The organism is Pseudoalteromonas sp. PA2MD11 (genome assembly GCF_017808125.1).
Lineage (GTDB): Bacteria > Pseudomonadota > Gammaproteobacteria > Enterobacterales > Alteromonadaceae > Pseudoalteromonas > Pseudoalteromonas simplex.
The window spans coordinates 1-26029 of sequence record NZ_JADKNF010000028.1; the positions used below are offsets into that span (position 1 = coordinate 1).

Sequence of the window (26029 nt, forward strand, 5' to 3'; positions counted from 1 at the left end):
CCAGATAGCTCAGTCGGTAGAGCAGAGGATTGAAAATCCTCGTGTCGGTGGTTCGATTCCGCCTCTGGGCACCATTAATTTAAAGCCTCGCAATCGCGAGGCTTTTTTGTTTTACCCCCTCCAAATCACGATTTTACTTCCCGTAGGCGTGAAATTTAAAGAGCTATCAGCTTTCAGCTATCAGATTGAAAAGTTGGCGAGTTAGAAAGGGGAAAGAAGCCTTAAGTCAGAAGTCAGATTGAAAAGTGCCTACACTCAGTTTCAGATAAATGCTCATCCGTATATGTAAATTTATTACACGCTAATAAACTCTTGGAAAAAGAGAGAAGCTAGATCAAAGTTCTGATAGCTGATAGCTGATAGCTGATAGCTGATAGCTGATAGCTGATAGCTGATAGCTGATAGCTGATAGCTGATAGTTGATAGTTTGCAACTTACCTCCATTTTCCTACCATTCATCGTCGTCAAATGTCAGGCAGTGTAATGTTATGTAAAGTCAGTTGAGCAAAACTTAGCGTGGTGCTTGAATTACACTCATAAATAGATGTTTTTCAGGTTTTTAGAATGAATTGGCAATATAAGCCGAGTTTATTGGCTTTAAGTGTAATTTTGCTAAGTGCATGTGCGAGCCAGCCGACTCACAATGAACGAGTTGCTGAGCTTGAGACAGTACCAAGTGCATGGCAGCAACTCCCTTCTAGCGACAAAGCGCTTGCTGTTGAAGATAACTGGTTGCAGCAATTACACGACCCTCAAGTTTTTACTTTAGTTGAGCAAGCATTAGCCCATAACCAAGCGATTTTACAAGCGGGCTATGATGTCGCGATTAAAGAGCAGCAGCTTATTGCTGCTGGGGCTGATTTATGGCCAAGCCTTGATTTATCAACACGTGCGAGCCGTAGTAAAGATAACCGCCCTGTTAGTTATAACAACGCCAGCTCAGCATCATTAGAATTAAGCTACGAAGTTGATTTATGGGGTAAATTATCAGCCTCAGAACGACAAGCAAATCTTGAATACCTAGCTGAAAAAGCCACATTTGAGCAAAGCAAACAACAATTAGTTGCTGATGTGGTAGCGGGTTGGTTTGATGTTATTACGAATCACAAATTACTTGAACTATACAAGCAGCGTGAGCAAAACGCAGAAAAAAATTTAGATATTATTGAGTCAGGTTATCGCCAAGGTTTAAATGAAGCGCTTGATGTTTATCTTGCTCGGAATGAGCTAAATACTGAGCGCTCAAACATTGCCGCGCAGCAAGCAACGTTAACTAAATCGATTCGCGATTTAGAGCGTTTAACAGGCCAATACCCAACTGGCGCGTTAAGCGTTAGTGCAGATTTACCTCTACTCGACAGTGCCATTCCACTTGGTTTACCTTCAGAGCTTATCACTCGCAAACCTGAGTTAATGGCAAGCTGGTATCAATTGCTTAGCACCGACGCTGGGCTTGCTTATGCGCATAAACAGCGTTTTCCGAGCTTAAATCTTTCTGCATCAATCAGTGATGGCACAGATAGAGTGAGCGACTTATTTTCGCCTTCAAGCTTAGCGTGGTCGCTGATTGGTAGTATTTCGATGCCAATTTTTGAAGGTGGTCGCTTAAAAGCCAATGAAGAACAAGCAAGGTTAAACGTTAAGCGCCAAGAGCAAGCGTATCTTGCCACACTTTACGATGCCTTTAACGATGTTGAAACAGCCATCAGCCAAGAGCAAGCACTTAAAGTACGCTACGAAAAAACCTTAGAAGCGCAAGAAAATGCCATTACCGCAGAGGCATTAGCGTTTGAACAATATCAAAGTGGCTTGGTTACTTACACCACGGTACTCGATGCACAAGACCGTTCGTTCAATGCGCAAAGTTCGGTAATCGAACTTAAAAACCAATTAATTATCAACAGAATCAACTTACATATTGCCCTTGGTGGTGATTTTAGTGAAGCAAACAGCGAAGTAGCAGAGCAATAATCATGAATAGCAAGACACGTAAAATTTTAATTCCATTGGTAGTGATCGTTGTGACGGTACTGCTTGTCATGTTTATTAAAGGCAACCCGCCTCAAGCAAACCGATTTTCTTCACCGCCAAAAGCAAAAGTAAATGTGGCAGTTAAGAGCCTAACACCAGAAACCTATCAGGTGATGATTGATAGTTTTGGCACCGTAAAGCCACGTACGCAAAGTATGCTGGTCGCGCAGGCTTCAGGGCAAATTATCGAAATTAGTGAGCAATTTCGTGAAGGTGGCTTTTTCGAAAAAGGCGATGTGTTGTTGCAATTAGATGATAGAGATCACCGCGCCGAAGTAAAATCAGCACAAGCAGCTTTATTAACCGCTGAGCAAAGCCTACTTGAAGAGCAAGCTCGTGGTCGTCAAGCAATTACCGATTGGGAGCGCTTAGGAAAGGGTGAACAAGCAAGTAGCCTAGTACTGCGTAAGCCACAACTTGCAGCTGCCGAAGCAAGTGTATTGTCTGCCCAAGCGACGCTTGAAAAAGCGAAACTTGATTTAGAGCGTACAAAAATCACTGCTCCATACGCGGGGCGAGTTTTAAGCCGCAGCGTAGATTTAGGGCAAGTGGTGAGTAATAACATGGAACTTGCCAGCATTTATGCCATTGACCGTGTTGAAATTCGCTTACCAATCAAAAATAAAGATCTGCCGTTCATTAACTTACCAGAACAATTTCGTGATGGTGCTAAAAATAGTGCCGGTTCACTCGTTAAATTTAGCTCAGATCTTGTTGGTAAACAGCAATGGCAAGGTCAAGTTATTCGCACCGAAGGGGCCATTGATGAAAGCGCGCAGCAGCTTTATGTGGTTGCACAAATTAATGACCCTTACAAAGCCACTTCAGCTAATCAATACCCAATTAAAATTGGTCAGTACATTAAAGCGCAAATTACCGGTAAGGCGATTGAAAATGCCATTGTGATCCCAAACAGTGCAATTTACCAAGGCACCTATGTTTATGTTGAAGAGCAAGGTGTGTTGCGTCGCAAAAACATCTCACTGGCTTGGCAAAACGCGACTCAAGCTATGGTTGCCGAAGGCTTATCAGCAGGAGATCACTTAGTGATTACGCCGCTAGGTCAAGTTAGCTCAGGTACCCAAGTGACGGTAATGGGAAGCGAAGCGTATCAAGCTACGCGTGGTAAAGCACAGCGTCCAAGCCGTGAAGAGCTTGAAAAGCAAGCAAAAGAGCAAGGTATTACCGTTGAAAAATTAATTGAACAACGCCGCGCTGCTCGTAAGCAAGGAGCGCAATAATGATAGCTTGGTTTACAAAGAATCATGTTGCAGCAAACTTATTGCTGATCAGCATTTTATTAGCGGGGCTATTTAGCGTATCGACGCAAATACCACTTGAAGTGTTCCCGTCATTTGAAGCAGACCGCATTAGTGTTAGCGTGACCCTGCGTGGCTCAACACCTGAAGATGTTGAAAAAGGTGTCGCTATCCGTATTGAAGAAGCGGTGCAAGATCTCGAAGGCGTAAAGCGTATTACTAGCCGCTCATCAGAAGGCTCTGCCTCGGTATCAATTGAAGTCGATTCCGGCTATGACCCACGGGAGCTATTAGCCGATATTAAAAGCCGGGTTGATGCCATTAATACTTTTCCGGTTGATGCCGAAAAACCGGTTGTGGCACTCGCGCAGCGCACTTGTGAAGTAATTGCGGTTACTGTGTCGAGTGAATACGGCGAAAAAGAAACTTTAGAATATGCCGAGCATGTACGTGATGACTTATTACGCTTGCCAGAAATCACTCAGGTAGAGCTAAGTGGGGTGCGAGATTACGAAATTGCCATTGAAGTAAGCCAAGATACATTACGCCAATACGATTTACGCTTATCGGACATTTCTTCAGCAATTAGTAATTCAAGTACCGATGTTTCTGCAGGTAACTTAAAAACCGAAGGGGGAGATGTACTCATTCGTTCAAAAGGCCAAGCCTATCGTAAAGATGAGTTTGCCCAAGTTGTGGTGAAGTACCAAGCTGATGGTACCATTATTCGCTTAGGCGACATCGCCCGTATTACTGATGACTTCGAAGAAACCCCAGTTCGTACTCGCTTCAATGGTAAGCAAGCGGCGTTTATTGATGTGTATCGTATTGGTCCGCAAAGTGCGATTGAAGTTGCTGATGCGGTAAAAAATTACATTACCGAGCATCAAAGTCAGCTGCCTGAAGGATTTGAGTTAAGCTTTTGGGATGACGACTCTGAAATAGTGAAAAGCCGTATTGCGACGCTAACAACCAATGCTATTCAGGGTGGCATTTTAGTTCTTGCATTACTTACCTTGTTCTTGCGTCCTGCCATTGCGTTTTGGGTGTTTATTGGTATCCCTGTGTCATTCATGGGCGCGTTTTTAGCGATGCCAATTTTTGGTATTACGCTTAATGTAATGAGTTTATTTGGTTTTATTTTGGTACTTGGTATTGTTGTTGATGATGCCATTGTGACCGGTGAAAATGTCTACACCCACCTAAAAACAGCCGAAAGTGGTGAGCAAGCTGCTATTCGTGGTACGCAAGAAGTTGCGACACCCGTTACCTTTGGTGTACTTACAACGGTTGCAGCATTTTTACCATTAGCCTTTATCGAAGGTAACCGTGGTGCCTTATTTGCGCAAATTCCTGTTGTCGTTATTCCGGTATTACTGTTCTCTTTAATTGAGTCTAAATTTGTTCTGCCGGCTCACTTAAAGTACTTAAAACTACGAAGTGAAAAAAGTAATCCGTCAAAACTGCAGCAGTTTCAGCAGCGTTTTGCCGATGGCTTTGAACACGCCATTATGAAGTACTATCAGCCGCTACTAAATGTTGCGCTAAAGAATAAATTAGCAACGGTCAGCTTGTTCGTAGGTATTTTCTTTATCATTTTGACCCTGATCACCAGCGGTTGGACGAAGTTTATATTCTTCCCGCGTATTCCAAGTGAAACCGTTCGCGCAGAGCTAACATTCCCTGCAGGAACACCGTTTGAAGTGACCAACAAATACATCATCGATATGTCAGATAAGGCCAAAGAGCTACAAGACAAGTATCGCGATGAAGATGGTCAAAGCGTGATTTTAAATATTTTGGCAACCACAGGTGGCCGTGGTGGTTCATCAAATACAGGTAGTGTGCGCTTTGAAATCACACCAGCCGAAAAACGTGAATCAGATATTGGCTCTCGAGAGCTTGCCAGTGAATGGCGTGACCTTATTGGTATTATACCGGGCGCAGAGAGTGTAACTTTCCGTGCTGAATTTGGTCGCAGTTCAGATCCTATTGATGTGCAGCTAAGTGGCAGCTCAATCGATACCCTTGAAGCTGTGGCAGAAAAGGTAAAAGAGCGCTTAGCAACTTACCCAACTGTGTACGAAATTGCCGATAGCATGTCAGATGGTAAAGACGAGCTGCAAATTGAGCTAACAGAGCAAGGTTTGGCACTTGGTTTAAACCGTGTTGATGTATCGCAGCAAGTGCGTAATTCGTTCTTTGGTGCGCAAGTTCAACGTATTCAACGTGGCCGCGATGATGTGCGTGTAATGGTGCGTTTGCCAATTGAAGAACGTCGCTCAGTTGCTGATTTAACCGATATTTTAATTAAAACACCAACAGGTGGCACAGTGCCATTGTCGCATGTGGCGACCTTAGTACCGGGGCAAAGTCCATCGTCTATTTATCGTATTGATCGCTATCGTACGTTGAATGTGACAGCCGATGTTGAAAAATCAAATACCAATATGACGGTACTGCAAGCAGACTTAAAAACCTACTTAGATGAGCTAATGGTGCAATACCCAGGCGTTGATTACTCGCTCGAAGGTGAAGCTAAAGAGCAGCGTGAATCATTTGGTTCACTCGCTTGGGGCCTGGTGTTTGTATTCTTTATTATTTATGCGTTATTAGCGATACCGTTTAAATCATATATGCAGCCATTAATTGTGATGAGTGTTATTCCGTTTGGCATGATAGGTGCGGTAATGGGTCACTGGGTAATGGGCATGGAGTTAACCATTATGAGCCTGCTTGGCATGCTAGCCTTGATAGGCGTTGTAGTGAATGACTCATTGGTACTGGTAGACTTTATTAATAAGAAGCGTGAAGAGGGCGGTGATTTACTGGAAACCGTTAAGCTTGCAGGGGCGGCACGTTTTCGCCCAGTTATGCTAACCAGTTTAACCACCTTTATTGGCTTAATGCCGTTGTTATTTGAAAAAGCGACGCAAGCACAATTCCTTATTCCAATGGCTGTAAGCCTTGGCTTTGGGATTATCTTCGCAACGCTTATCACCTTACTATTAGTGCCAGTTAATTACCTATTAATGGAGCGCTTTCAGGGATTTTTTAAGTAGGGTTCGATAGGTTGAAAACATGTGTGTTGGGTAGAGTGAAATGAAGCCCAACGCACAGGAGCAATCAGCTTTCAGCCGTCAGCTATCAGAACAAAAAAGTTAGCGAGTTAGAAAGGGGAAAGGGTATAGTTAGATTGTGCCAGCACATTGCTATGGCTAAACCCAGTGCCGTAGGCGTGAAATTTATTTCGCGCGATATATTAAAATCACCAAAATGACATGTAGGTCGGGCTTTAGCCCGTCAATTAAACGATTATGTGTCGTTATAAATGACGACATCTATATTATAGATATGAAATCGAGGCTAAGGCTGAAGTTGTGACTTTAGAGTTTAATAAAAAGTTGAATCTAAAAAATATTCAAAACCACTTAATCTTATTACTTCTTGGTTTGGTAGGGTTTTCGATTGCCATTTTGATGCCTTCAAAGGAGGCATTAGAAGTAAAACGGATTATAGTAATTGTTAGTTTTCCTTTGACGAGTTTATTTTTTGTTGTTTATTTGTTCAGATTTTTAAGTTGGCCTAATACAATAGTCGTTCAAAAGTCATCACTTAAAATAGATAACAACATAATATCATTAGAAAATGTAAGTGAACTATATGTATCTAAATGCGGAGATTTTTTTAGCCTTTACATTGTAGATAAAAAAAGTAAAAAGGATTTTAAAGAAACTTATGTTACTGAGGCAGATATAGAAGCTTTACGCCAATGTGAAAAGTTTGAGGAAGTCGCGGATAATGTTTTCTTGTTGAAAATAACTTAATAAGAGTTGGTGTTCCCCAAGTATGCGGTGCCCGGTGTCAGTCCTGAAACCTTGAGGTTTCAGGGCGGGGATCTGCGGTCTACCGTAGGCTTCTCGGTACATGCCGAGCTTGCACAATAGTAAACGAACAGAAACCCTAACATAAAATTTATCGGCTCAGGGACTTAACCAAGCTCCTGCACCCTAGGGAACACCTTCAGTATATAAGACAAGTTTCAATCCTTAAACCATAGAAGCAAAAAAAGCGGATCGTTCGGGTAGTTTTTCCCCACCTTTAACTGCTTATTTACTTTTCAGATTGCTTTTTGACCTCAATCATACAATTAATTGGAGTTGCGATTTATCGAGTGGTAGCATGGCGTTACTTAGCCGAACAAAGAAAAAGTTATGAGCACGTTACCTGATTACCAACAAGCCCAATTGTTATTAGAAAAGAATGAAATTTTTGTCGCACCAGCAGAAGCCCATGGTGTGATCAGTGGTTTATTAGCCTGTGGCATCAATATCGAAGCCGACGAATACTTAGGTTTATTAAGCGATGTATTCAATGATGGCTTAGCTTTTAGTAAAGATTTAAAAGCATTTTTTGCTGATGTGTATTCTCAGGTTGTTGCCAGCTTTAGCGATGAAGAATTTCAATTTGACCTATTCTTACCAAGCGACGACGAAACACTGATCGATTTAGCCAATGGCTTAGTATCTTGGGTATCGGGTTTTATGCTTGGTTTTGGTTTAAAACAAAAAGATTACGGCAAGTTATCTGCTGATGTGAAAGAAGTGATCAGCGATTTTAGTGAAATTACCCGCCTAGACACCATGTTTGAAGAGACCGAAGAAGACAGCCAAGCACTGCACGAAGTGATTGAGTATGTACGTGTTTCTGCGCTTTTATGTTTTGCTGAATTAGGCAAAGAGCCTGCAGATAAAAACCCTAAGAAGACCCTTCACTAATCAAATTACAGAGGTTTAGCATGTCGTCTATTGCAATCGATAAAGCTGAATTTAAAGCCCGCCGCGAGCGCTTGCTTGCGATGATGGATAAAAATAGCGTGGCTATTATTCCTGCTGCAGGAGAAGTGACACGTAGCCGTGATACTGAATATGCATTTCGTCAAGACAGTGACTTTTTCTACCTAACTGGATTTAACGAACCAGATGCGGTTTTAGTGCTTTGCCCGTCGAGCGATACACCAAGTACGCTTATTTGCCGTAACAAAGATAAACTAGCTGAAATTTGGCATGGCCGAAGAATTGGCTTCGAAAAAGCTAAATCTGAGTACTTATTCGACGCAACTTGCCCACTTAGTGAACTAGATGAGCAATTATTAGATTTGGTGAACGGCCAGCAGATTTTATTTTATGCACAAGGCACTTACGCAAATTTCGATGCAAAGGTTTGGGATTTATTAAGCACTCTTCGCGGCGCACCTAAAAAAGGCTATAAAGCACCGCATACCATTAAAGATATTCGTGGTTTAGTGCATGAAATGCGTTTGTTTAAATCTGACGCAGAATTAAACATTATGCGTACAGCGTGCGAAATTAGTGCGCAAGGCCATATTCGCGCTATGCAGTTTGCCAAACCTGGCGCAACTGAATATCAATTAGAAGCAGAGCTTCACCACCATTATGCAATGAATGGTGCCCGTCATCCTGCTTATGGCACGATTGTCGGCAGTGGCGATAACGCCAACATTTTGCACTACACACAAAATGATGCTGAGCTAAAAGATGGCGATTTAGTGTTAATTGATTCTGGCTGTGAACTTGAAGGTTATGCGGCAGATATCACACGAACTTTCCCAATCAATGGCAAGTTTAGCGAACCACAAGCGGCGCTTTACAACATTGTATTAGCAGCTCAAGAAGCAGCATTCAGCCAAGTAAAGCCAGGCGGTAGTTTATCGAAAGCCAATGAATTAGCCTCAACGGTATTAACGCAAGGGCTTATTGACTTAGGCATTTTAACCGGTGAGCTTGATGAGCTAATGGCAAATCAAGCCTGCAAAGCATTTTACATGCATGGCCTTGGCCATTGGTTAGGGTTAGACGTACACGATGTTGGCGAATATAAGCTTGATGAAAAAGAGCGCGTATTTGAGCCGGGCATGGTGCTCACCATCGAGCCGGGTTTATATATTAGCGAAGATGCAAAAGCACCAGAGCAATATAAAGGCATCGGTATTCGTATTGAAGATAACTTACTTGTCACTAAAGATGGCCATGAAAACCTGACCATTTCGGTTCCAAAAACCATTAGTGACATTGAAGCAGTGATGCAAGCAAATAAAGGCTAGGAGCAAGCGTGGCAAAGCAGTTTGATGTTGTCATTATCGGCGGTGGAATGGCGGGTGCAAGTTGTGCCCTGGGCCTAAAACAGAGCAATAAGCAGTTATCAATCGCTGTAATTGAAGCAAATGAAGTAAGCGCAGACTATCACCCAAGCTTTGATGATAGAAGCATTGCGCTGGCTCAGCAGTCTGTTCAGTACTTAAAATCAATCAATGCATTTGATTGCCAAGCGCCATTTGCGGCAGCGATTGAAAAAGTAACTGTGTCTGACCGTGGTCATTTTGGTAAAACGCATATTAATTGCCAAGAATATGGCCATGATGCCCTTGGTTATGTGGTCGAAGTGAACCCATTTGGGCGCAGCCTTCATCAGCAACTTACTCGTACTGATGTTAGTTTGTATTGCCCTGATACGGTTGCCAAGCTTGAATACCAAAGCGATTTTGCCAATATCACGCTGAGCTCCGGTGAGCAGTTAAGCGCAAAGCTTGTGGTGATTGCCGATGGTGCTCATTCGCAAAGCCGTAAACTAGCTAATATAGAGTTTAATACTCGCGCTTATCAGCAAGCGGCGATTATTGCTAACATCGAAGTGGCTGGTGGTCATCATCATCATGCTTTTGAGCGTTTTACTGAGCACGGCCCAATGGCCCTATTGCCAATGAGTAATAATCGATACTCACTGGTGTGGTGCATGGAGCCTGAGCAAATTGAGCACACTATGGCGCTTGAAGACGATGCCTTTTTAGCTGAGTTGCAAAAAGCATTTGGTTACTGCGGCGGTTCATTTAGTAAAGTGGGTATGCGTGCAAGTTATCCGCTTGTGTATGGTAAAGCCGAATCACTGAGCAGCCACCGTACGGTATTAATTGGTAATGCAGGGCACGCTATTCACCCTATCGCAGGGCAGGGCTTTAATTTAGGCCTGCGTGATGTGCAACTACTGTGTGATATGGCAAATAGAGACGACCTTGGTGATTACACCTTTACCCGTTATTACAGCCAAACTCGCAGTAAAGATATTACTACCGTGATGACACTCACAGACAGCCTAGTGCGTTTGTTCTCTAACTCATCGCGATTGCTTGCGCTTGGTCGCAGCATTGGTCTTTTCTCAATGGATTTATTCTCCTCGTTAAAAACCCCGCTGGCAAAACAGCTTATGGGTCAGGTTAAGCAAGGTAAACGGATATGAAACAAGCACAAGTTTGTATTGTCGGTGGTGGCTGTGTTGGCCTTACGCTAGCACTAGGTTTGGCAAAAGCAGATATCAGCGTTGTGGTGATTGATGCGAGTAAAAATCTAACCTTACCGGGTGATGATTACGCACTTCGCGTGAGCGCATTAAGCTTAGCTAGTCAGGGTTTATTCGAGTCATTAAATGTATGGCCAGAGATCATTAAACAACGTGCTACACCGTATACCTCGATGGATGTACGTGATCAAGACAGCTTTGGCAAAATTCATTTTGATCATAACGACCTCGACCTACCGCAGCTCGGTCATATCGTCGAAAACGACATTATTCGCTACGCTTTAATTAGCGAACTTGAAAAGCAAAGTAATGCTACTTTACTGTTCGAAACCCGCTATCAGCAAATTCATCAAACCGACTCTGATGTGTTTATTACTCTTGAAAGCGGCGAGCCTGTGATTGCTAAACTTTTAGTAGCGGCTGATGGGGCTAATTCGGCTATTCGTAAGCAGTTCAACATGCCAATTACTTTTAAAGATTACGACCATCACGCCATTGTTGCCACGGTTAAAACCGCTGATGAGCATAACAACACAGCACGCCAAGTGTTTTTGCCAACCGGGCCGCTGGCGTTTTTACCCTTGCCAGATAAACATACGCACTCAATTGTTTGGTCAACAAGCCCAGAGCATTGCGACACACTTTTAGCGCTTGATGATAGCCACTTTAATAAAGCGGTTATGGCAGCCCTCGATGGCCAATGTGGTTTATGTGAAGTGCAAAGCGAGCGCATGGCGTTTCCACTTAAGATGCGTTATGCCCAGCAGTGGGTGTCGGGCAAAGTGGTTTTAATGGGCGATGCAGCGCATACCATTCATCCATTAGCCGGTTTAGGCATGAACCTTGGCCTAAAAGACGCCGCTTATTTAATTGAGCTATTAAGTAATCAGCAAGGCGAGTTTGCAAGTGCACGCACGCTGCGTGATTATGAGCGTACTCGTAAGCTTGATGCACAAAAACACATAGCTATGATGCAAGGCTTAAAAGAGCTATTTGCGGGCGCTAACCCATTGAAAAAACTTGTACGTGGTGTTGGTTTAAGCCTAGTTGATAACCTTGGCCCAATTAAACATTTGTTCGCAAAAGAAGCAATTGGTAAATAACACCTAACTAGTTGTTACTATTTAGTTTAAGCCGCAGCTAAGCAATTAGCCGCGGCTTTTTTGCACTTATATGAACGCAAAATGATAGCGCTGTCATTTTTGTTAGTGTATGATTAAATTTTTGTGATTGGTATGGAAATTAAACAGCTCTGTTGGGTTGTATACTAGTTTCCAACCAAATAAAAATAATTAAACTAAGAGAACAATTATGGAAGCAACGGTTGAGTGTGACAACAACACAAAACAAAGCATCTGGCTGCCAATGGTATTGGCCGGCTCAATGTTTTTTATCTTAGGGTGTATAACGTGGCTTAATGGTGCAATTACACCATTTTTGCAGCAAATGCTTGAGCTTTCGCCGTTACAAGCTTCGTTTATCATCTCTTCTTTTTATATTGCGGTAACAGTTGCCGGCATCCCGTCGGCTATGTTGATCAAGCGCGTTGGTTATAAGAATGGTATGGCGATTGGCTGTGCGATTATGGCTTTATCGGCGCTGATGTATATTCCGGCTGCGAAACTGCAAATGATCGAAATTTTCTTGTTCGCACAATTAATGATAGGTGTTGGACAAACCGTACTACAAACCGCTGTTAACCCATACGTGGTTAAAATGGGCTCTGAGAAATCAGCCGCTGTGCGCGTGTGTATCATGGGCTTATTAAACAAATTTGCGGGTGTTATTGTGCCTGTTATTTTTGCCGCTGTAGTTGTAAGCGGTGTGGTTGATGGCGCAGGTAAATTATCGCAAGAACAAAAAGACATTATGGCAAATAGCCTTATCATGCCTTATGTGTTGATTGCCGCTTTAATCATGTTATTTGCAGCATTTGCCAAATTTGCACCATTGCCTGATTTAGTGTTTGATGAAGACGAAACATCAAACGGCAAAGGTGAAATTAAAGAAACCCTAGCACACCCTCACTTAGTTTTAGGTGTGGTGGGTATTGCTTTATACGTTGCTGTTGAAGTTATTGCAGCAGATACCATTGGCTCGTACGCTTTACAAATTGGCGTTGCCGACTACTCAGTTATGACCTCTTACACCATGGCGTGTATGTTGATTGGTTACGCGATAGGTATTTTGACTATTCCACGCTTTATGAGCCAACAAACAGCGTTATTAATGTCGGGTATTGCCGGTATTATCACCGTGTTGTTAGTGGTACTTGGTAGCAATGACTCGTTTATTATTTCAAACCTATTATTAGTGCCATTTGGTGGCCCGCAATTACCAGACCCATTGTTATGCATTGCGTTATTAGGTTTTGCTAATGCCATGGTTTGGCCTGCAATCTGGCCACTGGCTTTAGCTGGCTTAGGTCGCTTAACAGGCACTGCATCAGGCTTATTGATCATGGGTATTGCTGGTGGTGCACTAGGCCCGTTATTAATCGGTTTAGGAAACGTTGCAGGCCTTGGTGCACAAGGCGCTTACATTGTGATGATACCAAGTTATGTATTCATTTTATTTTACGCCTTAAAAGGCCATAAGATGAGAAGCTGGAAATAACCCGGTAGATTATTTCAAGTTAGGCAAAGCCGCGGTACGCCCATCACCGCGGCTTTTTTGTGGGTAAACTAAAGCTATCAGCTTTCAGCTATCAGCTTGAAAACAAAGGAGCTAAAATGCTCATCAGTAGGCGTGAAATTTATTTAGCGCGATGCTTATCTAAACCACAGAAGTAACACGTAGGTCGGGCTTTAGCCCGTTAATGTTAGCAATTATGTGTCGCCATAAATGACGACTTACAGTGCTTGATTCATTAGCTCGTAGGTTGGCTAGAGCGGAGCGAAACCCAACGCTTGGAGCCATCAGCTTTCAGATTGAAAGTTTGCGAGATACGAGGAACGAGATGCGAGGTGTAGGAGGCGTTTTAACGCCGAACAGGTAGCAGCGGGTTTACCCCGCGTAATTTACTGTTTTTTGTGGTTCAATAATTTTTTGCACAAAGAGAAGACAATGAGAAAAGAATGAGAAAGACCATAAGATTTTGTTGCTTTTCCTCTAAAGCGCAGCGCCTCTTATCCTCTTTGTGATTATTATTTTAAATTATGTTTTCTCTATGTAACGCGAAGCGTCTCGGTGTTCTCTGTGGTTCACTATTTTTTGCACAAAGAGAAGACAATGAGAAAAGAATGAGCAACCCAATAAAACTATTAGTTACTTTCCTCTAAAGCGCAGCGCCTCTTATGCTCTTTGTGAATATCCATTGAGTTACGCGATATAAAATCGCGGCTACTATCTTGCTAACTAACACCCACAAAAAAGCCGTGGGATTTTCATCACACGGCTTTTGATATTTCGCTAAGTCGTTTTATTAGAACGAGTAGCTGTAACCTAGTTGTAGGGTACGTGGTTTACCTGGTTGAATACCGCCGTTTGCACGGTTTGCAACGTAGGTTTTGTCAAACAGGTTATCTACTGTTAGGTATACTTTTTGTTTGTCGTCGATTAGGTATTTAGCTGCTAAATCCCATACAACGCGGCTGTCGATTGCATTGCGACCTGAGTCTGTTAAGTCTGCGTGTGCATCAGACACATAACGCATTTGCGTATCGAATACGAAGCTTGAGAACTCAGCACCCATCGAAAGCGCTAATTGGTTTTCAGGCACGTATGGCATTGCATCGCCTTTTTCTACGCTTCCCCAAAGATCTGATTCAAACGCATTGTCGAACTCAGAATCAGTGTAAGTGTAAGTTAAGCGAACTGGGAATGAAGCTGCTTTAGTAGCAAAAACTTTACCTGCGCTTAGCTCAAAACCAGACACAGATACTTCACCGTAGTTGTATTGGTCGCCAATATTGTCATCGCTACAACCTACAGCCGCAGTACAGTTACCGTGCATGTTTGTGTAGTCAGAGTTAAAGTAAATTACTTCACCTTGAATGCCAGCGTAATCGTAACGACCACCTAGCTCAATGTTAACACTCTCTTCTTCTTCTTGATCCGCATTACCCGGTGCCGCTGGAGCGTAACCTTTTTGAATACCAGCAAGAAGCGTTAGGTTGTCGCTTACTGTGTAAGTGGCACCTAGTGATGGTACTAAGATCTCAGTATCGTTGCTGATATCTTTTGTTAAGCCATTTTCACGACTTGGATCAGACTTAGCCCATTCAACACGTTTGATTGTGATGTCTTCGTAGCGAAGACCTGCACTAATGACTAATGCATCAAGTGACCACTCATCTTGAATGAATAGGGTAGTTGCTTCTGCGCTATCTAAACGGTTGCTGTTTGAACCTGGAACGCCTTTTTCTGTAAGCGTCATTGATAGGTCTTGGTTAAGTGTGTACTTGTCTTCCCATTGGAAACGATCCATTTCATCTTCGTGGTAACGTGCACCAACTGTGATGTAGTGGTTGCCCGCAGGGATATGGAATTCAGTTTGTAAGCCTTTCGCTTGGTAATCACGGTTATTCGCTTTTACGCCGATACCTTCAATACCTTCGCTTGTTGGGTTTGCTTCAAACTCGCTGTATTGCTCAAGGTAGCTGCTGCTTACTTTGCTTGCTTTATACCAGTTACGGTGGAAGTCGTTTAGGTAAGCTGTAGCAAGTAGCTCGTAACCTTTACCAAAACGATATGCATAGTTGATTTGGTATGCATTGTGTTGTGTGTTCATTTCATCGTTTTGCGATGCTGCATAACGACGGTAAGGGTTTTCTTGGTAATCAGCGTCAGTTAAACCCATGTAAGTTTCGTCAGAACGTTCGTCTGAGTACTTTAATTTCATTTCTAGGCTGTGTGCTTCGTTATCACCAAAGTCAAAACCAAACTTTAATAAGAAATCGTTCTTTTCGAAGCCTGTGTTGTCGCTACCAACTGGTAAATCTTTAAAGCCATCTGCACCGTAAGTGAATACTTCTACAAGGCCCGCAGCATTGTTTTTCTTTTTACCGAAGTAAGCATGACCTTTGTAGAAACCGTCGCTACCAAGTTCAGCATTAAGTAAACCTTTAGACCCTTCAGTTGGTAAGCTACGAGAAACTAAATTTAAAACACCGCCTGTTGTACGCGGGCCATACTTTACAGAAGCTGCACCTTTAAGTACTTCGATAGACTCCATACGACCCATAGTAGGGAAGTAGTAAGCAGAAGGCGCTGAGTAAGGTGCTGGTGCTACAAGTACACCGTCTTCCATTACTGATATTTTGTCGTTACGACCTGTACCCGTACCACGCATACCGATGTTAGGACGAAGGCCATAGCCGTCTTCTTCTTGTACATATACACCCGGTACAGCACTTAAAACACGAGAGATATCAGTATATTCAAACTTTTCTAGTTCTTGCTCATCAATAAAAGTAGCAGAGCCAGGAATATCGTTAATTGCAGATGCAGAGCCAATTACAGTGATTTGCTCGAAGTTTTTCTCTTCTTTAGTTACATCTTTTGCAAAAGCATTAGCGCTTAAAGATAAAGCGACCGCAGTCGAAAGCGTAGAAACAATAAACTTAGGTGTCATTGTGTGTCCTGTATATGTTTAGATTTTTTTAACAGGCGCAATTAAAACATGTAAAGTAATGCGAATCAATCCTATTTGTAATAAAACAGGTCTGAACTGTAAGTTTTTGAAATTAATCAGATATAAGAAATACAGTAGTATTGTATTACGATATTGGGTTTGGGGAGGTGTTAAGTAAAACTTAATAGGCGGAGCGAAACCCAACTTTGGAGCAATCAGCTATCAGATTGAAAAGTTAGCAAGTTAGCAAGTTAGCAAAAGTAAAGGGGAAAGTTTGCGAGATACGAGTGTAGGCGTTTTAACGCCGAAAAAAATGGTGATATTAGATATCAGTGGTTAGAAGTTAGATTGTGCCTGCACATAGTTAAATTGAAATGCATACCCGTAGGCGTGAAATTTATTTCGCGCGATATTTCTTAAATCAACATATAAGTCGTAGGTCGGGCTTTAGCCCGTCAATGTTAGCGATTATGTGTCGCCATAAATGACGACTTACAGTGCTTAACTCATTAGCTCGTAGGTTGGTTAGAGCAAAGCGAAACCCAACGTTTGGAGCCGTCAGGTATCAGATTCATTGTTAGCGAGGTACGAGTTGTAGGAGGCGTTTTAACGCCGAATTCGTAGCAGCGGGTTTACCCCGCGTAATTTACTGTTTTTCTCTGTGGTTCAATTTTTTTTGCACAAAGAGAAGACAATGAGAAGAGAATGAGCAACCCAATAAAACAACCAAAAAGGGTATTTTTCCTCTAAAGCGGAGCGCCTCTTATTCTCTTTGTGATTATTACTTTCTCTATGTAGCGCGAAGCGCCTCGGTGTTCTCTGTGGTTCAATAATTTTTTGCACAAAGAGAAGACAGTGAGAAGGGAATGAGCAACCCAATAAAACCATCAAAATTGGTTTTAATAATCCCTCTAAAGCGCAGCGTCTCTTTTCCTCTTTGTGATTATTCATCAAATTACGCGATATAAAATCGCAGCTACAATTTTGAAAACTCGCAACTCAAACCTACGTCAAACGTAGGGCGATGAATTCGGCGAGTTTATCTACGGCGGTGCCGGGGTCGTCGGTGCGTTTAATTAAACTAATACCGATCTGACCAAGCTCGGGGAGGTCTTTGGTTTGCAGTTGGTAGTTAAGCTCATTCGGTACGGTGCTTTTTGCGAGTACCGTAATGCCTAAGCCTTCTTTTAATGCTGCAGTTAGGCCAGTTAAGTCGGCATTACTGTAGGCAATGCGGTATTTAATACCCGCACTTTGTAGCGCCTCGATTGCGCGGCGGCGATAAATACATCCCTCGGGGGCGGTTACAAGCGTTACTACATCATTTTGTGCAAGGTTTAAATCACCCACCCATACTAGTTGGTCTTGCATAAAAATCGGGAACTTGGCAGATTCTAGCTCTTCGTTTAATGCCAATACTAAATCGAATTGATCTTGGCGCGAGACCGACAACAAATGTTTACTCAAACGAGAGCGCACTTCGAGCGATACGTCAGGGTAGAGGGCCACGAAGTCACCAATGATCGACGGTAAAATACGTGCAGCAAATTCACTGGGGATCCCCAAGCGCACTTTACCGGTCACGTTTTCGCTGGTGAACTGCTGCAAAATAGCATCGTTTTGTTGCAGCATTTGCTTTGCTAGTGGCATAAGCAATTCGCCATACTGATTAAGCACTTGGCGCTGGCCTTGCTTTTTAAATAGCTTATGGCCCAGCATGTCTTCAAGGCGCTTTATTTGTAAGCTCACAGCCGGTTGTGATAGCCCCAATAATTCACCCGCTTTGGCAAATCCGCCAACTTCAACAACGGTGACTAAAGTACGTAAACTATCGGTAGAAATGTTTTTCATTAAAAAATTCTATTTATAGGGCTGTATATATAAGCATTATTTATCAATTGATAAATAATTACAATTTGTTGTTGCTAGCACGGCGCAATATACTTCAGCCATTAATGATTGATAGGTGTCACATATGACTTTTACGCCAATAATGTTTGCTCGCCACAGCCAAGCTGAGACCCCAGCAGACAACGTGCTACAAGCTAATAGCGATACTGCCATTATGGATTTTAGTGGCACTGAAGCAATCCCATTTTTAACGGCTATTTTAGGTCTTGATATTAATAAGCTAACCGCCAGCGGTTTAGGCTTACGTAGTTCATTAGACGATGACCTAACAAGCAGCTACGCTTATGCCCTGTATTACTTTAACGAAACTGCATTTCGCTTTGTATTAGGTAAAGATGCCAGCGTGCAATTACAGTCGCTTATTAATGAGCAACAACTACGTTACGACATTGATTATGTAATGCGTGACGACTTAAGCGCGCTAACCCTAAGTGGTGAGCAAGCGTTTGATGCTTTGGTTGACAGCTTTAAGCTAACGCCTGGGCTGCGTTTATCAGACATGCGCAGCTGCTATGGTGCACAAAGCGGTGAGGTTTTTATTACCGCGATAGATAACCAAGCAACACAGCAATTTCAGCTGGTGGCGCGCCAAGCAGAGCTTGATAAATGGCAAACGCACTTGCAGCAGCTCGGCTTTGATTTAGCCTTAGCCAACGTTGCTTAAAAGATAAAATTTTTAAAACAGCTACGCACTTGGGTGTTTAGCTGTTTTTTAGTTACAAAATCGCAATTTGGGTGTGACAACTGTGCAACTAATGTATAATCGCCGCCCATGTTATTCCCCCTCATTAAATTGAGGCCACGCCCCACAACTTGTGGGTTAATTTAAAAGTGAAGGAATATTATGACTTCTAAAACAGTTTTACATGCTAAGCACCTTGAAGCTGGCGCAAAAATGGTTGATTTCCACGGCTGGGAAATGCCAATCAACTACGGCTCACAAATCGAAGAGCATAATGCGGTTCGCACAGATGCAGGTATGTTTGACGTATCTCACATGACTATTGTCGATATTCAAGGCGAGCAAGCACAAGCGTTCTTACGTAAGCTAGTTGCAAACGACGTTGCTAAGTTAACTGTACCAGGTAAAGCACTTTACACAGGTATGCTTAACGAAGAAGGCGGCGTAATCGACGACCTAATCATCTACTTCTTCTCAGAAACGAACTACCGTTTAGTAGTTAACTCAGCAACACGTGAAAAAGATTTAGCGCATTTAGCTAAAGTTTCGGCTGATTTCGCCGTAACGGTTACTGAGCGTCCTGAGTTTGCAATGATTGCCGTTCAAGGCCCTAACGCACGTGCTAAAACAGCAACAGTACTTAACGCAGAGCAACAAGCTGCTGTTGAAGGTATGAAGCCTTTCTTTGGTGTGCAAGCAGGTGATTTATTTATTGCGACAACAGGCTATACTGGCGAAGATGGTTATGAAATCGTAGTGCCTAACGATCAAGCTGCTGATTTATGGCAACAACTTCTAGACGCAGGCGTAGCGCCAGCGGGTCTAGGTGCGCGTGATACGTTACGTCTTGAAGCGGGTATGAACCTTTACGGCCTAGATATGGACGAAAGTGTTTCTCCACTTGCTGCAAACATGGCGTGGACAATCGCATGGGAGCCAGAAGATCGTAAGTTTATCGGTCGTGAAGTATTAGAACAGCAACGCGCTGACAAGAGCACAGACAAACTAGTTGGTTTAGTGCTTGAAGAAAAAGGCGTATTGCGTAGCGGTTTAAAAGTCATCGTTGAAGGTGGTGAAGGGGTGATTACCTCTGGTACATTCTCACCAACTCTTGGTCACAGTGTTGCGCTAGCACGCGTTCCGCGTTCAACTGGCGAAACAGCCCAAGTAGAGATGCGTAAAAAACTGGTTAACGTTAAGGTTGTTAAACCTTGCTTTGTACGTAACGGCAAATCAGTTATCTAAACTATAAAAAATTTGGTGTTATCACCCAATATAAACCAAAGGAACAAAAAGATGAGCAATATCCCAAGCGAATTAAAATATGCTACTTCACACGAGTGGGTTCGCGACGAAGGTGACGGTACGTTTACTGTAGGTATCACTGAGCACGCACAAGAACTTCTTGGCGACATGGTATTCGTTGAATTACCAGAAGTTGGTGATGAAGTTGACGCGGGTGAAGACTGCGCAGTAGCTGAGTCTGTAAAAGCAGCATCAGACATCTACGCACCAATCGGCGGTGAAATCGTTGCAATCAACGAAGAGCTTGAAGATTCGCCTGAAACAGTAAATAACGACCCGTACACTGACGGTTGGTTATTCCGTATCAAAGCATCTGACACATCAGAGCTTGATAACCTGTTAGACGCTGAAGGCTACGCTAACACAATCGACGAAGACTAATTAATTAGTCACGCCGACTAAAAGCCCCGTCTAGATCCCCAGCTAATTAAATGCGTAGCTTGGGTTTCACAGGGGCTTTTATGATTTTATAGCTTACTTTTCCATACGCTGTAAGTTACTGAATCAACCTGTTTTTAAGTTATTGCCAGTTACCCATTGGCAGTAACCACTTTTTTTTGGATCATAGGAATCTGGACAAATGTCAAACGCCAAATCTCTTGAACAATTAGAGCAAAAGCAAGATTTTATTCGCCGTCACATTGGGCCAAGCCCAGCGCAAGTAAGCGACATGCTAAGCGCTCTTGGAGTATCGAGTGTTGAAGAGCTGATCGGTCAAACGGTACCTGCAAGCATTCGCTTAGAGCAAGGTTTATCAATTGGCGAAAGCCGCACTGAAGTTGAAACACTAAGCTACTTAAAATCAGTAGCAAGCAAAAATAAAGTGTTCAAATCATACATCGGTCAAGGCTACCACCCAACTCACGTACCACACGTAATTTTACGTAACGTACTTGAGAACCCAGGCTGGTACACTGCGTATACACCATACCAACCAGAGATTGCACAAGGTCGTTTAGAATCATTATTAAACTTCCAGACTATGACCCTAGACCTAACTGGTCTTGATTTAGCAAGCGCGTCATTACTTGACGAGTCAACGGCTGCTGCAGAAGCAATGGGCCTTGCAAAGCGTGTTGCTAAAGCTAAAAAAGCAAACATCTTCTTTATTGCTGATGACGTACATACGCAAACTATCGACGTTGTGGCTACACGTGCAGACCAGTTTGGTTTTGAAGTTGTTGTTGGTCCTGCAAGCGAAGCGGCTAATCATGAGATTTTTGGTGCATTATTCCAATACCCATCAACAACCGGTGAAATCACTGACGTAACTGACCTAATTGCACAAGTACAAGACAAAAAAGCGATTGCCTGTGTTGCTGCAGACATCATGAGCTTATTAATGCTTAAAGCGCCAGGTAAACTAGGTGCAGACGTAGTACTTGGTTCAGCACAGCGTTTTGGTGTACCTATGGGTTACGGTGGTCCACACGCTGCATTCTTCGCAACACGTGACAAGTACAAGCGTTCACTACCAGGTCGTATTATCGGTGTTTCTAAAGACCGTTTAGGTAACGATGCACTACGTATGGCAATGCAAACACGTGAACAACACATTCGTCGTGAAAAAGCCAACTCAAACATCTGTACAGCGCAAGTATTACTAGCGAACATGGCAGCGTTCTACGCGGTTTACCACGGTCCACAGGGCCTTAAAACTATCGCTGAGCGTATCCACCGTTTTGCAGATATCTTAGCGGCAGGCTTAAAAGCGAAAGGTGTAAACCTTAAGCACGACACATGGTTCGATACACTGACTGTTGTTGCAGATAACAAAGATGAAATCGTTGCACGTGCAGTAGAGCACGGCGTTAACTTTGCGTCTAACCGCGCAGGTGAATACTCAATTTCTGTATCAGAAACAACAACTCGTGCAGACGTAGCTGAGTTATTCGACATCATCTTAGGTGAAGATCACGGCCTAAGCGTTGATGCGCTAGCAAACGAAATCGAAGTAAACGGCAGCAACTCAATTCCTGCAAGCCTAGTACGCGATGACGAAATTTTAACGCACCCTAACTTCAACTCGTACCACAGCGAGACTGAAATGCTGCGTTACATCAAGCGCCTAGAGAACAAAGACTTAGCGCTTAACCACTCAATGATCTCATTAGGTTCATGTACAATGAAGCTTAATGCGACAGCTGAGATGATCCCAATCACTTGGCCTGAGTTTGCAAACTTACACCCATTCTGCCCACTTGATCAGGCAGCTGGTTACCAAATCATGATGACAGAGTTACATGATTGGTTAGTAAACATCACAGGTTACGATGCAGTTTCACTACAACCTAACTCAGGTGCACAAGGTGAATACGCAGGCTTAATCGCGATTCGTAAATACCACGAGTCACGTGGTGAAGGTCACCGTAACGTATGTTTGATCCCAAGTTCAGCGCACGGTACAAACCCAGCGTCTGCACAAATGGCAAGCATGAAAATCGTGGTTGTTGACTGTGATAAAAACGGTAACGTTGATATGGCAGACCTTAAAGCGAAAGCCGAAGAGGTATCTGAAAACCTATCTTGTATCATGATCACATACCCATCTACACACGGTGTTTACGAAGAAACAATTCGTGAAATCTGTGACATCGTGCACCAGCACGGCGGTCAAGTGTACATGGACGGCGCAAACATGAACGCGCAAGTAGGTGTTACAAGCCCAGGTTCAATTGGTTCTGACGTATCGCACCTTAACCTACACAAAACATTCTGTATTCCACACGGTGGTGGTGGTCCAGGTGTTGGCCCAATCGGTGTTAAATCTCACCTAGCGCCATTTATGCCTAACCATAGCGTAATTAATGTTGCTGGCACAAACATCGGTAACGGTGCGGTTTCTGCTGCTCCTTACGGCTCAGCAGCTATTTTACCAATCTCGTGGGCATACATTGCCATGATGGGCTCTGAAGGCTTAAAACAAGCAACAGAAATGGCTATCGTGAACGCTAACTACTTATCTGAGAAGCTAAGCGAGCACTACCCAATTTTATACCGTGGCCGTAACAACCGCGTTGCGCACGAGTGTATTGTTGACCTACGCCCAATCAAAGAGCAAACAGGCGTTACAGAAATGGACGTAGCTAAACGTCTACAAGACTATGGTTTCCATTCACCAACGATGTCATTCCCAGTAGCAGGCACACTAATGATTGAGCCAACTGAGTCTGAGTCTAAAGTTGAGATCGACCGTTTCATCGAAGCAATGGTGTCAATCAAGTCAGAAATCGACCGTATCGCATCTGGCGAATGGTCAATTGAAAACAACCCGCTAGTGTTTGCACCGCACACACAAGCAGACGTACTAGGCAATGAGTGGGATCGTGCATACGACCGTTTCTACGCTGCATTCCCAGTACCAAGCGTAGCAAAAGACAAATTCTGGCCTACAGTAACCCGTATCGATGACGTATACGGCGACCGTAACCTAGTTTGTTCATGCCCAGCGGTTGAGACATACCGTGACTAAGGTTTGATTAAATTCAAATGCCAAAAAGCCGTTGCAGCAATGTAACGGCTTTTTTGTGTCTTGGGGAAAGTTAGCAAGGGGAAAGTTAGCGAGAGTCAAGGGGAAGGGAGCTATCAGATTAAATCAAAAGAGCTGTAAGTCATAAGTTGATTGTGCCCGTATATTGCTATGGCTGAATTCGATACCGTAGGCGTGAAATTTATTTCGCTCGCAATAGTTTGTTGTAGGTCGTCCTTTAGGGCGAAAAATGAATTTATTTCACCACAGAGGCGCTTCATGCTACACCGAGCTCAATATTGTTGTAGGAGTCGGCTATAGCCCAAAAATTGTATCACCTTGGCTGATGATTCCTACTGCTAACTTTTGTCGGGATAAATCCGCGACCTACATTAAAAACCTTATTCAAGGTTTTGTCGCGCTGGCGACGGCAGCCAAAGAGGGGCTGCCGCTGACCCCTCTCAGGACTCTCCCAGCGCCACCCGAGCATCACGCTTAATCCTTCAAATAATTAATTGGTGTGAACGTAAACGCCGTGTAATCGCCATCCATGGCGAAGTCACGGCTTTGATTTCATCCATGAAATGAACTACTCATCAATTACTTATTTTCAGGGCGTGATGACGGGGGAGAGTATTAAACGTGAGATTGGTGTTTGGTCCAGGAAAAATGCAAGACCCCAAGTGTTCTCAAGCCGATGAGGCGCTATACAGAAAAGAAAGCGGGCGGAAGCTATGGGGTCAGGTCTTTCTTTTTGCCTAACCTCTTTACCAATCCCAATCCCAATCCCGACACTATGCTGTTTGCACCTTGCACCTTGCACCTTGCACCTTGCACCTTGCACCTAGCACCTAGCACCTAGCACCTAGCACTGTAGGCGTGAAATTTATTTCGCGCGAATCCATTAAAAAACAACTTCGGAAGAATTTATGTATTTATATAGGTACAAATGTCAAATAACCTGTATTATGCATGCTTTGTTGTTGGGTGGTGAAACCTCTTACTTAACCACCTGATTATGTTGTTGAAATTTTAAGGTGAAAGAATGTTAAAAGGGAACTTTGTGAGCATTAAAATGGCTTTGGCCGGTTTGTTTGTGTTAAATCTTGGGGTTGCTGGTGCTTCGGCTAATGACGATACACCAATAGAGAGCGTGGTTGCTGATGCTAATTTCTTAGCGTGTTTACATGAAAGTGGCTATAAAACAGTGGGGGAGGTGACAAAAATACATTGCAGAGATCGCGGTATTACCTCAGCCAAAGGGGTTGAGCATTTTAGTAACTTAACAAAACTCGTCCTCAGTAATGAAGGAGATAGCTTCATAGTTGGTGAAATTGGTGGCATTACAAGTAGGCCTGCCGATAAAAAAGTGCCAAACCAGCTGACCGAAATCGACATAAGTCACAACAGCCAGCTTTTCCGTGTTGATTTAAGCCAAAACAGCCTTACGAGTATTGATGTAAGTAACAACGAAGAGTTAGAGACTTTAATGCTGAGTGGTAATAAGCTTTCAAAGCTTGATGTAAGCACTAACAGTAAACTTACATGGCTTGATCTTAAAGATAATAAGCTGACAGGCGAATTGACGCTTGTTAATTCTGAACTGTATCAACTTAATCTGTCGGGCAATAAGCTCACAAAAGTAAATATACCGAGTGGTATTCGTAATCTTGAGCTTGCAAATAATCAGTTAAAAAACCTAGATTTAAGCAAGTTCAAGATGCTCAGCGAACTAAACCTAGATGCCAACCAGCTTAGCTCTTTAGACATCAGCCATAATAAAAAGTTAACTGCACTTTACGCCGGTAATAACCAGTTAAGCACTATCGATTTAACAGCAAACCCCATGCTCCAAGTGCTCTTTTTGTCGAATAACAAATTAAAAAACATTGATTTACGTGAACATGCAAATTTAGTAGATATCAGCCTTTTTAATAACCCACTACAAAAGGTAGATGTTAGCAAAAGCTATAATTTAGAGCTGTTAGAACTCGACAGCCGTGTTGAGTGCATAGGCATAGGTTGTGCAACAAGGTTTGAAGGGTATTAATAACAGCGTGTTGGGCAGAGCACAGCGAAACTCGATAAGTTAGCGAGGGGAAAGGAGCTATCAGCTTTCAGCCGTCAGCTATCAGATTAAAACAAAAGAGCTTTAAGCCATAAGGTTTAGGTTAGATTGTGCCTGTACCTTGCTATGGCTAATCCCGATACCGTAGGTGTGAAATATATTTCGCGCGAAATAAATTTCACGCCTACGGATGGGCATTCCAATTTAAGTATGCGTTGGCACAATCTAATCTAACTTCTAACGACTGATATCTAATAACTTTTTTTCGGCGTTAAAACGCCTTATATGGACTCCTCCTATTGCACAATACCCTTCGTTAATTTTGTCAGACTGCGTGCTTATATGCGGGCTCATA

17 protein-coding genes and 1 other RNA gene are annotated in these 26029 nt (G+C 43.0%); 15 read left to right on the forward strand and 3 right to left on the reverse strand.

Translation table 11 applies throughout. The features are described from left to right. Positions 1-564: 564 nt before the first annotated feature. From ISP07_RS19995 to ISP07_RS20010, 4 genes are all read left to right on the forward strand, one after another. Entirely contained in the window at positions 565-1971 is a 1407-nt protein-coding gene (locus ISP07_RS19995) for a TolC family protein (protein ID WP_138602764.1), read from the forward strand. A 2-nt stretch (positions 1972-1973) separates the two neighbouring features. Next, entirely contained in the window at positions 1974-3272 is a 1299-nt protein-coding gene (locus ISP07_RS20000; RefSeq protein WP_138619926.1) for an efflux RND transporter periplasmic adaptor subunit, read from the forward strand. Then, the gene (locus ISP07_RS20005) at positions 3272-6352 is read left to right on the forward strand and encodes an efflux RND transporter permease subunit (protein ID WP_209328681.1); all 3081 of its coding nucleotides are present in this window, start codon (positions 3272-3274) and stop codon (positions 6350-6352) included. Before ISP07_RS20000 ends, ISP07_RS20005 begins: the two co-directional genes overlap by 1 nt. A gap of 318 nt (positions 6353-6670) precedes the next feature. Continuing rightward, positions 6671-7117 carry a hypothetical protein gene (locus tag ISP07_RS20010; protein WP_209328682.1) on the forward strand — a complete coding sequence of 149 codons (447 nt, stop codon included), beginning with the start codon at positions 6671-6673 and terminating at the stop codon, positions 7115-7117. A 9-nt stretch (positions 7118-7126) separates the two neighbouring features. Here ISP07_RS20010 and ssrS read toward each other — a convergent pair. After that, a non-coding RNA gene (gene ssrS, locus ISP07_RS20015) (6S RNA) lies at positions 7127-7310 on the reverse strand. A 194-nt stretch (positions 7311-7504) separates the two neighbouring features. Here ssrS and ISP07_RS20020 point away from each other — a divergent pair. The 5 genes from ISP07_RS20020 to nagP all read left to right on the forward strand — a co-directional run bounded on the left by ISP07_RS20020 (position 7505) and on the right by nagP (position 13280). Then, on the forward strand, positions 7505-8068 hold the full coding sequence (locus ISP07_RS20020) for a UPF0149 family protein (protein WP_209328683.1): 564 nt from the start codon (positions 7505-7507) through the stop codon (positions 8066-8068). A 20-nt stretch (positions 8069-8088) separates the two neighbouring features. Continuing rightward, on the forward strand, positions 8089-9414 hold the full coding sequence (gene pepP / locus ISP07_RS20025; RefSeq protein ID WP_209328684.1) for a Xaa-Pro aminopeptidase: 1326 nt from the start codon (positions 8089-8091) through the stop codon (positions 9412-9414). Between the two features lie 8 nt (positions 9415-9422). After that, entirely contained in the window at positions 9423-10604 is a 1182-nt protein-coding gene (gene ubiH / locus ISP07_RS20030) for a 2-octaprenyl-6-methoxyphenyl hydroxylase (RefSeq protein WP_209328685.1), read from the forward strand. Then, positions 10601-11767, forward strand: coding sequence for an FAD-dependent monooxygenase (locus ISP07_RS20035; RefSeq protein ID WP_209328686.1), 1167 nt, complete (start codon positions 10601-10603; stop codon positions 11765-11767). The genes ubiH and ISP07_RS20035 overlap by 4 nt, the downstream gene beginning before the upstream one ends. A 208-nt stretch (positions 11768-11975) precedes the next feature. Continuing rightward, positions 11976-13280 (forward strand): N-acetylglucosamine MFS transporter NagP, encoded by a 1305-nt coding sequence (nagP, locus tag ISP07_RS20040; RefSeq protein WP_055198117.1) that lies wholly within the window; start codon positions 11976-11978, stop codon positions 13278-13280. 808 nt (positions 13281-14088) lie between these two features. Here the strand turns inward: nagP and ISP07_RS20045 are convergent. Together ISP07_RS20045 and ISP07_RS20050 are read right to left on the reverse strand one after the other, a co-directional pair. Then, positions 14089-16239 (reverse strand): TonB-dependent receptor family protein, encoded by a 2151-nt coding sequence (locus ISP07_RS20045; RefSeq protein WP_138619810.1) that lies wholly within the window; start codon positions 16237-16239, stop codon positions 14089-14091. A gap of 1005 nt (positions 16240-17244) precedes the next feature. After that, positions 17245-18090 (reverse strand): LysR family transcriptional regulator, encoded by an 846-nt coding sequence (locus tag ISP07_RS20050; protein ID WP_054560757.1) that lies wholly within the window; start codon positions 18088-18090, stop codon positions 17245-17247. Positions 18091-18214: 124 nt separating this feature from the next. Here ISP07_RS20050 and ISP07_RS20055 point away from each other — a divergent pair, with 124 nt between their 5' ends. The 6 genes from ISP07_RS20055 to ISP07_RS20080 all read left to right on the forward strand — a co-directional run bounded on the left by ISP07_RS20055 (position 18215) and on the right by ISP07_RS20080 (position 25656). Further along, positions 18215-18814 carry a hypothetical protein gene (locus tag ISP07_RS20055; protein ID WP_054560756.1) on the forward strand — a complete coding sequence of 200 codons (600 nt, stop codon included), beginning with the start codon at positions 18215-18217 and terminating at the stop codon, positions 18812-18814. A gap of 180 nt (positions 18815-18994) precedes the next feature. Further along, positions 18995-20077, forward strand: coding sequence for a glycine cleavage system aminomethyltransferase GcvT (gene gcvT, locus ISP07_RS20060; RefSeq protein WP_054560755.1), 1083 nt, complete (start codon positions 18995-18997; stop codon positions 20075-20077). Between the two features lie 51 nt (positions 20078-20128). Next, positions 20129-20518, forward strand: coding sequence for a glycine cleavage system protein GcvH (gcvH, locus tag ISP07_RS20065; protein ID WP_054551324.1), 390 nt, complete (start codon positions 20129-20131; stop codon positions 20516-20518). Positions 20519-20717: 199 nt separating this feature from the next. Beyond that, positions 20718-23609, forward strand: a complete 2892-nt coding sequence (gene gcvP, locus ISP07_RS20070; RefSeq protein ID WP_054551325.1) for an aminomethyl-transferring glycine dehydrogenase — start codon at positions 20718-20720, stop codon at positions 23607-23609. Between the two features lie 247 nt (positions 23610-23856). Then, positions 23857-24105: a hypothetical protein gene (locus ISP07_RS20075; protein WP_209328687.1), complete on the forward strand. Its 249-nt coding sequence runs from the start codon at positions 23857-23859 to the stop codon at positions 24103-24105. 546 nt (positions 24106-24651) lie between these two features. Continuing rightward, positions 24652-25656 carry a hypothetical protein gene (locus tag ISP07_RS20080; RefSeq protein ID WP_209328688.1) on the forward strand — a complete coding sequence of 335 codons (1005 nt, stop codon included), beginning with the start codon at positions 24652-24654 and terminating at the stop codon, positions 25654-25656. The last annotated feature ends 373 nt before the right edge of the window (positions 25657-26029 follow it).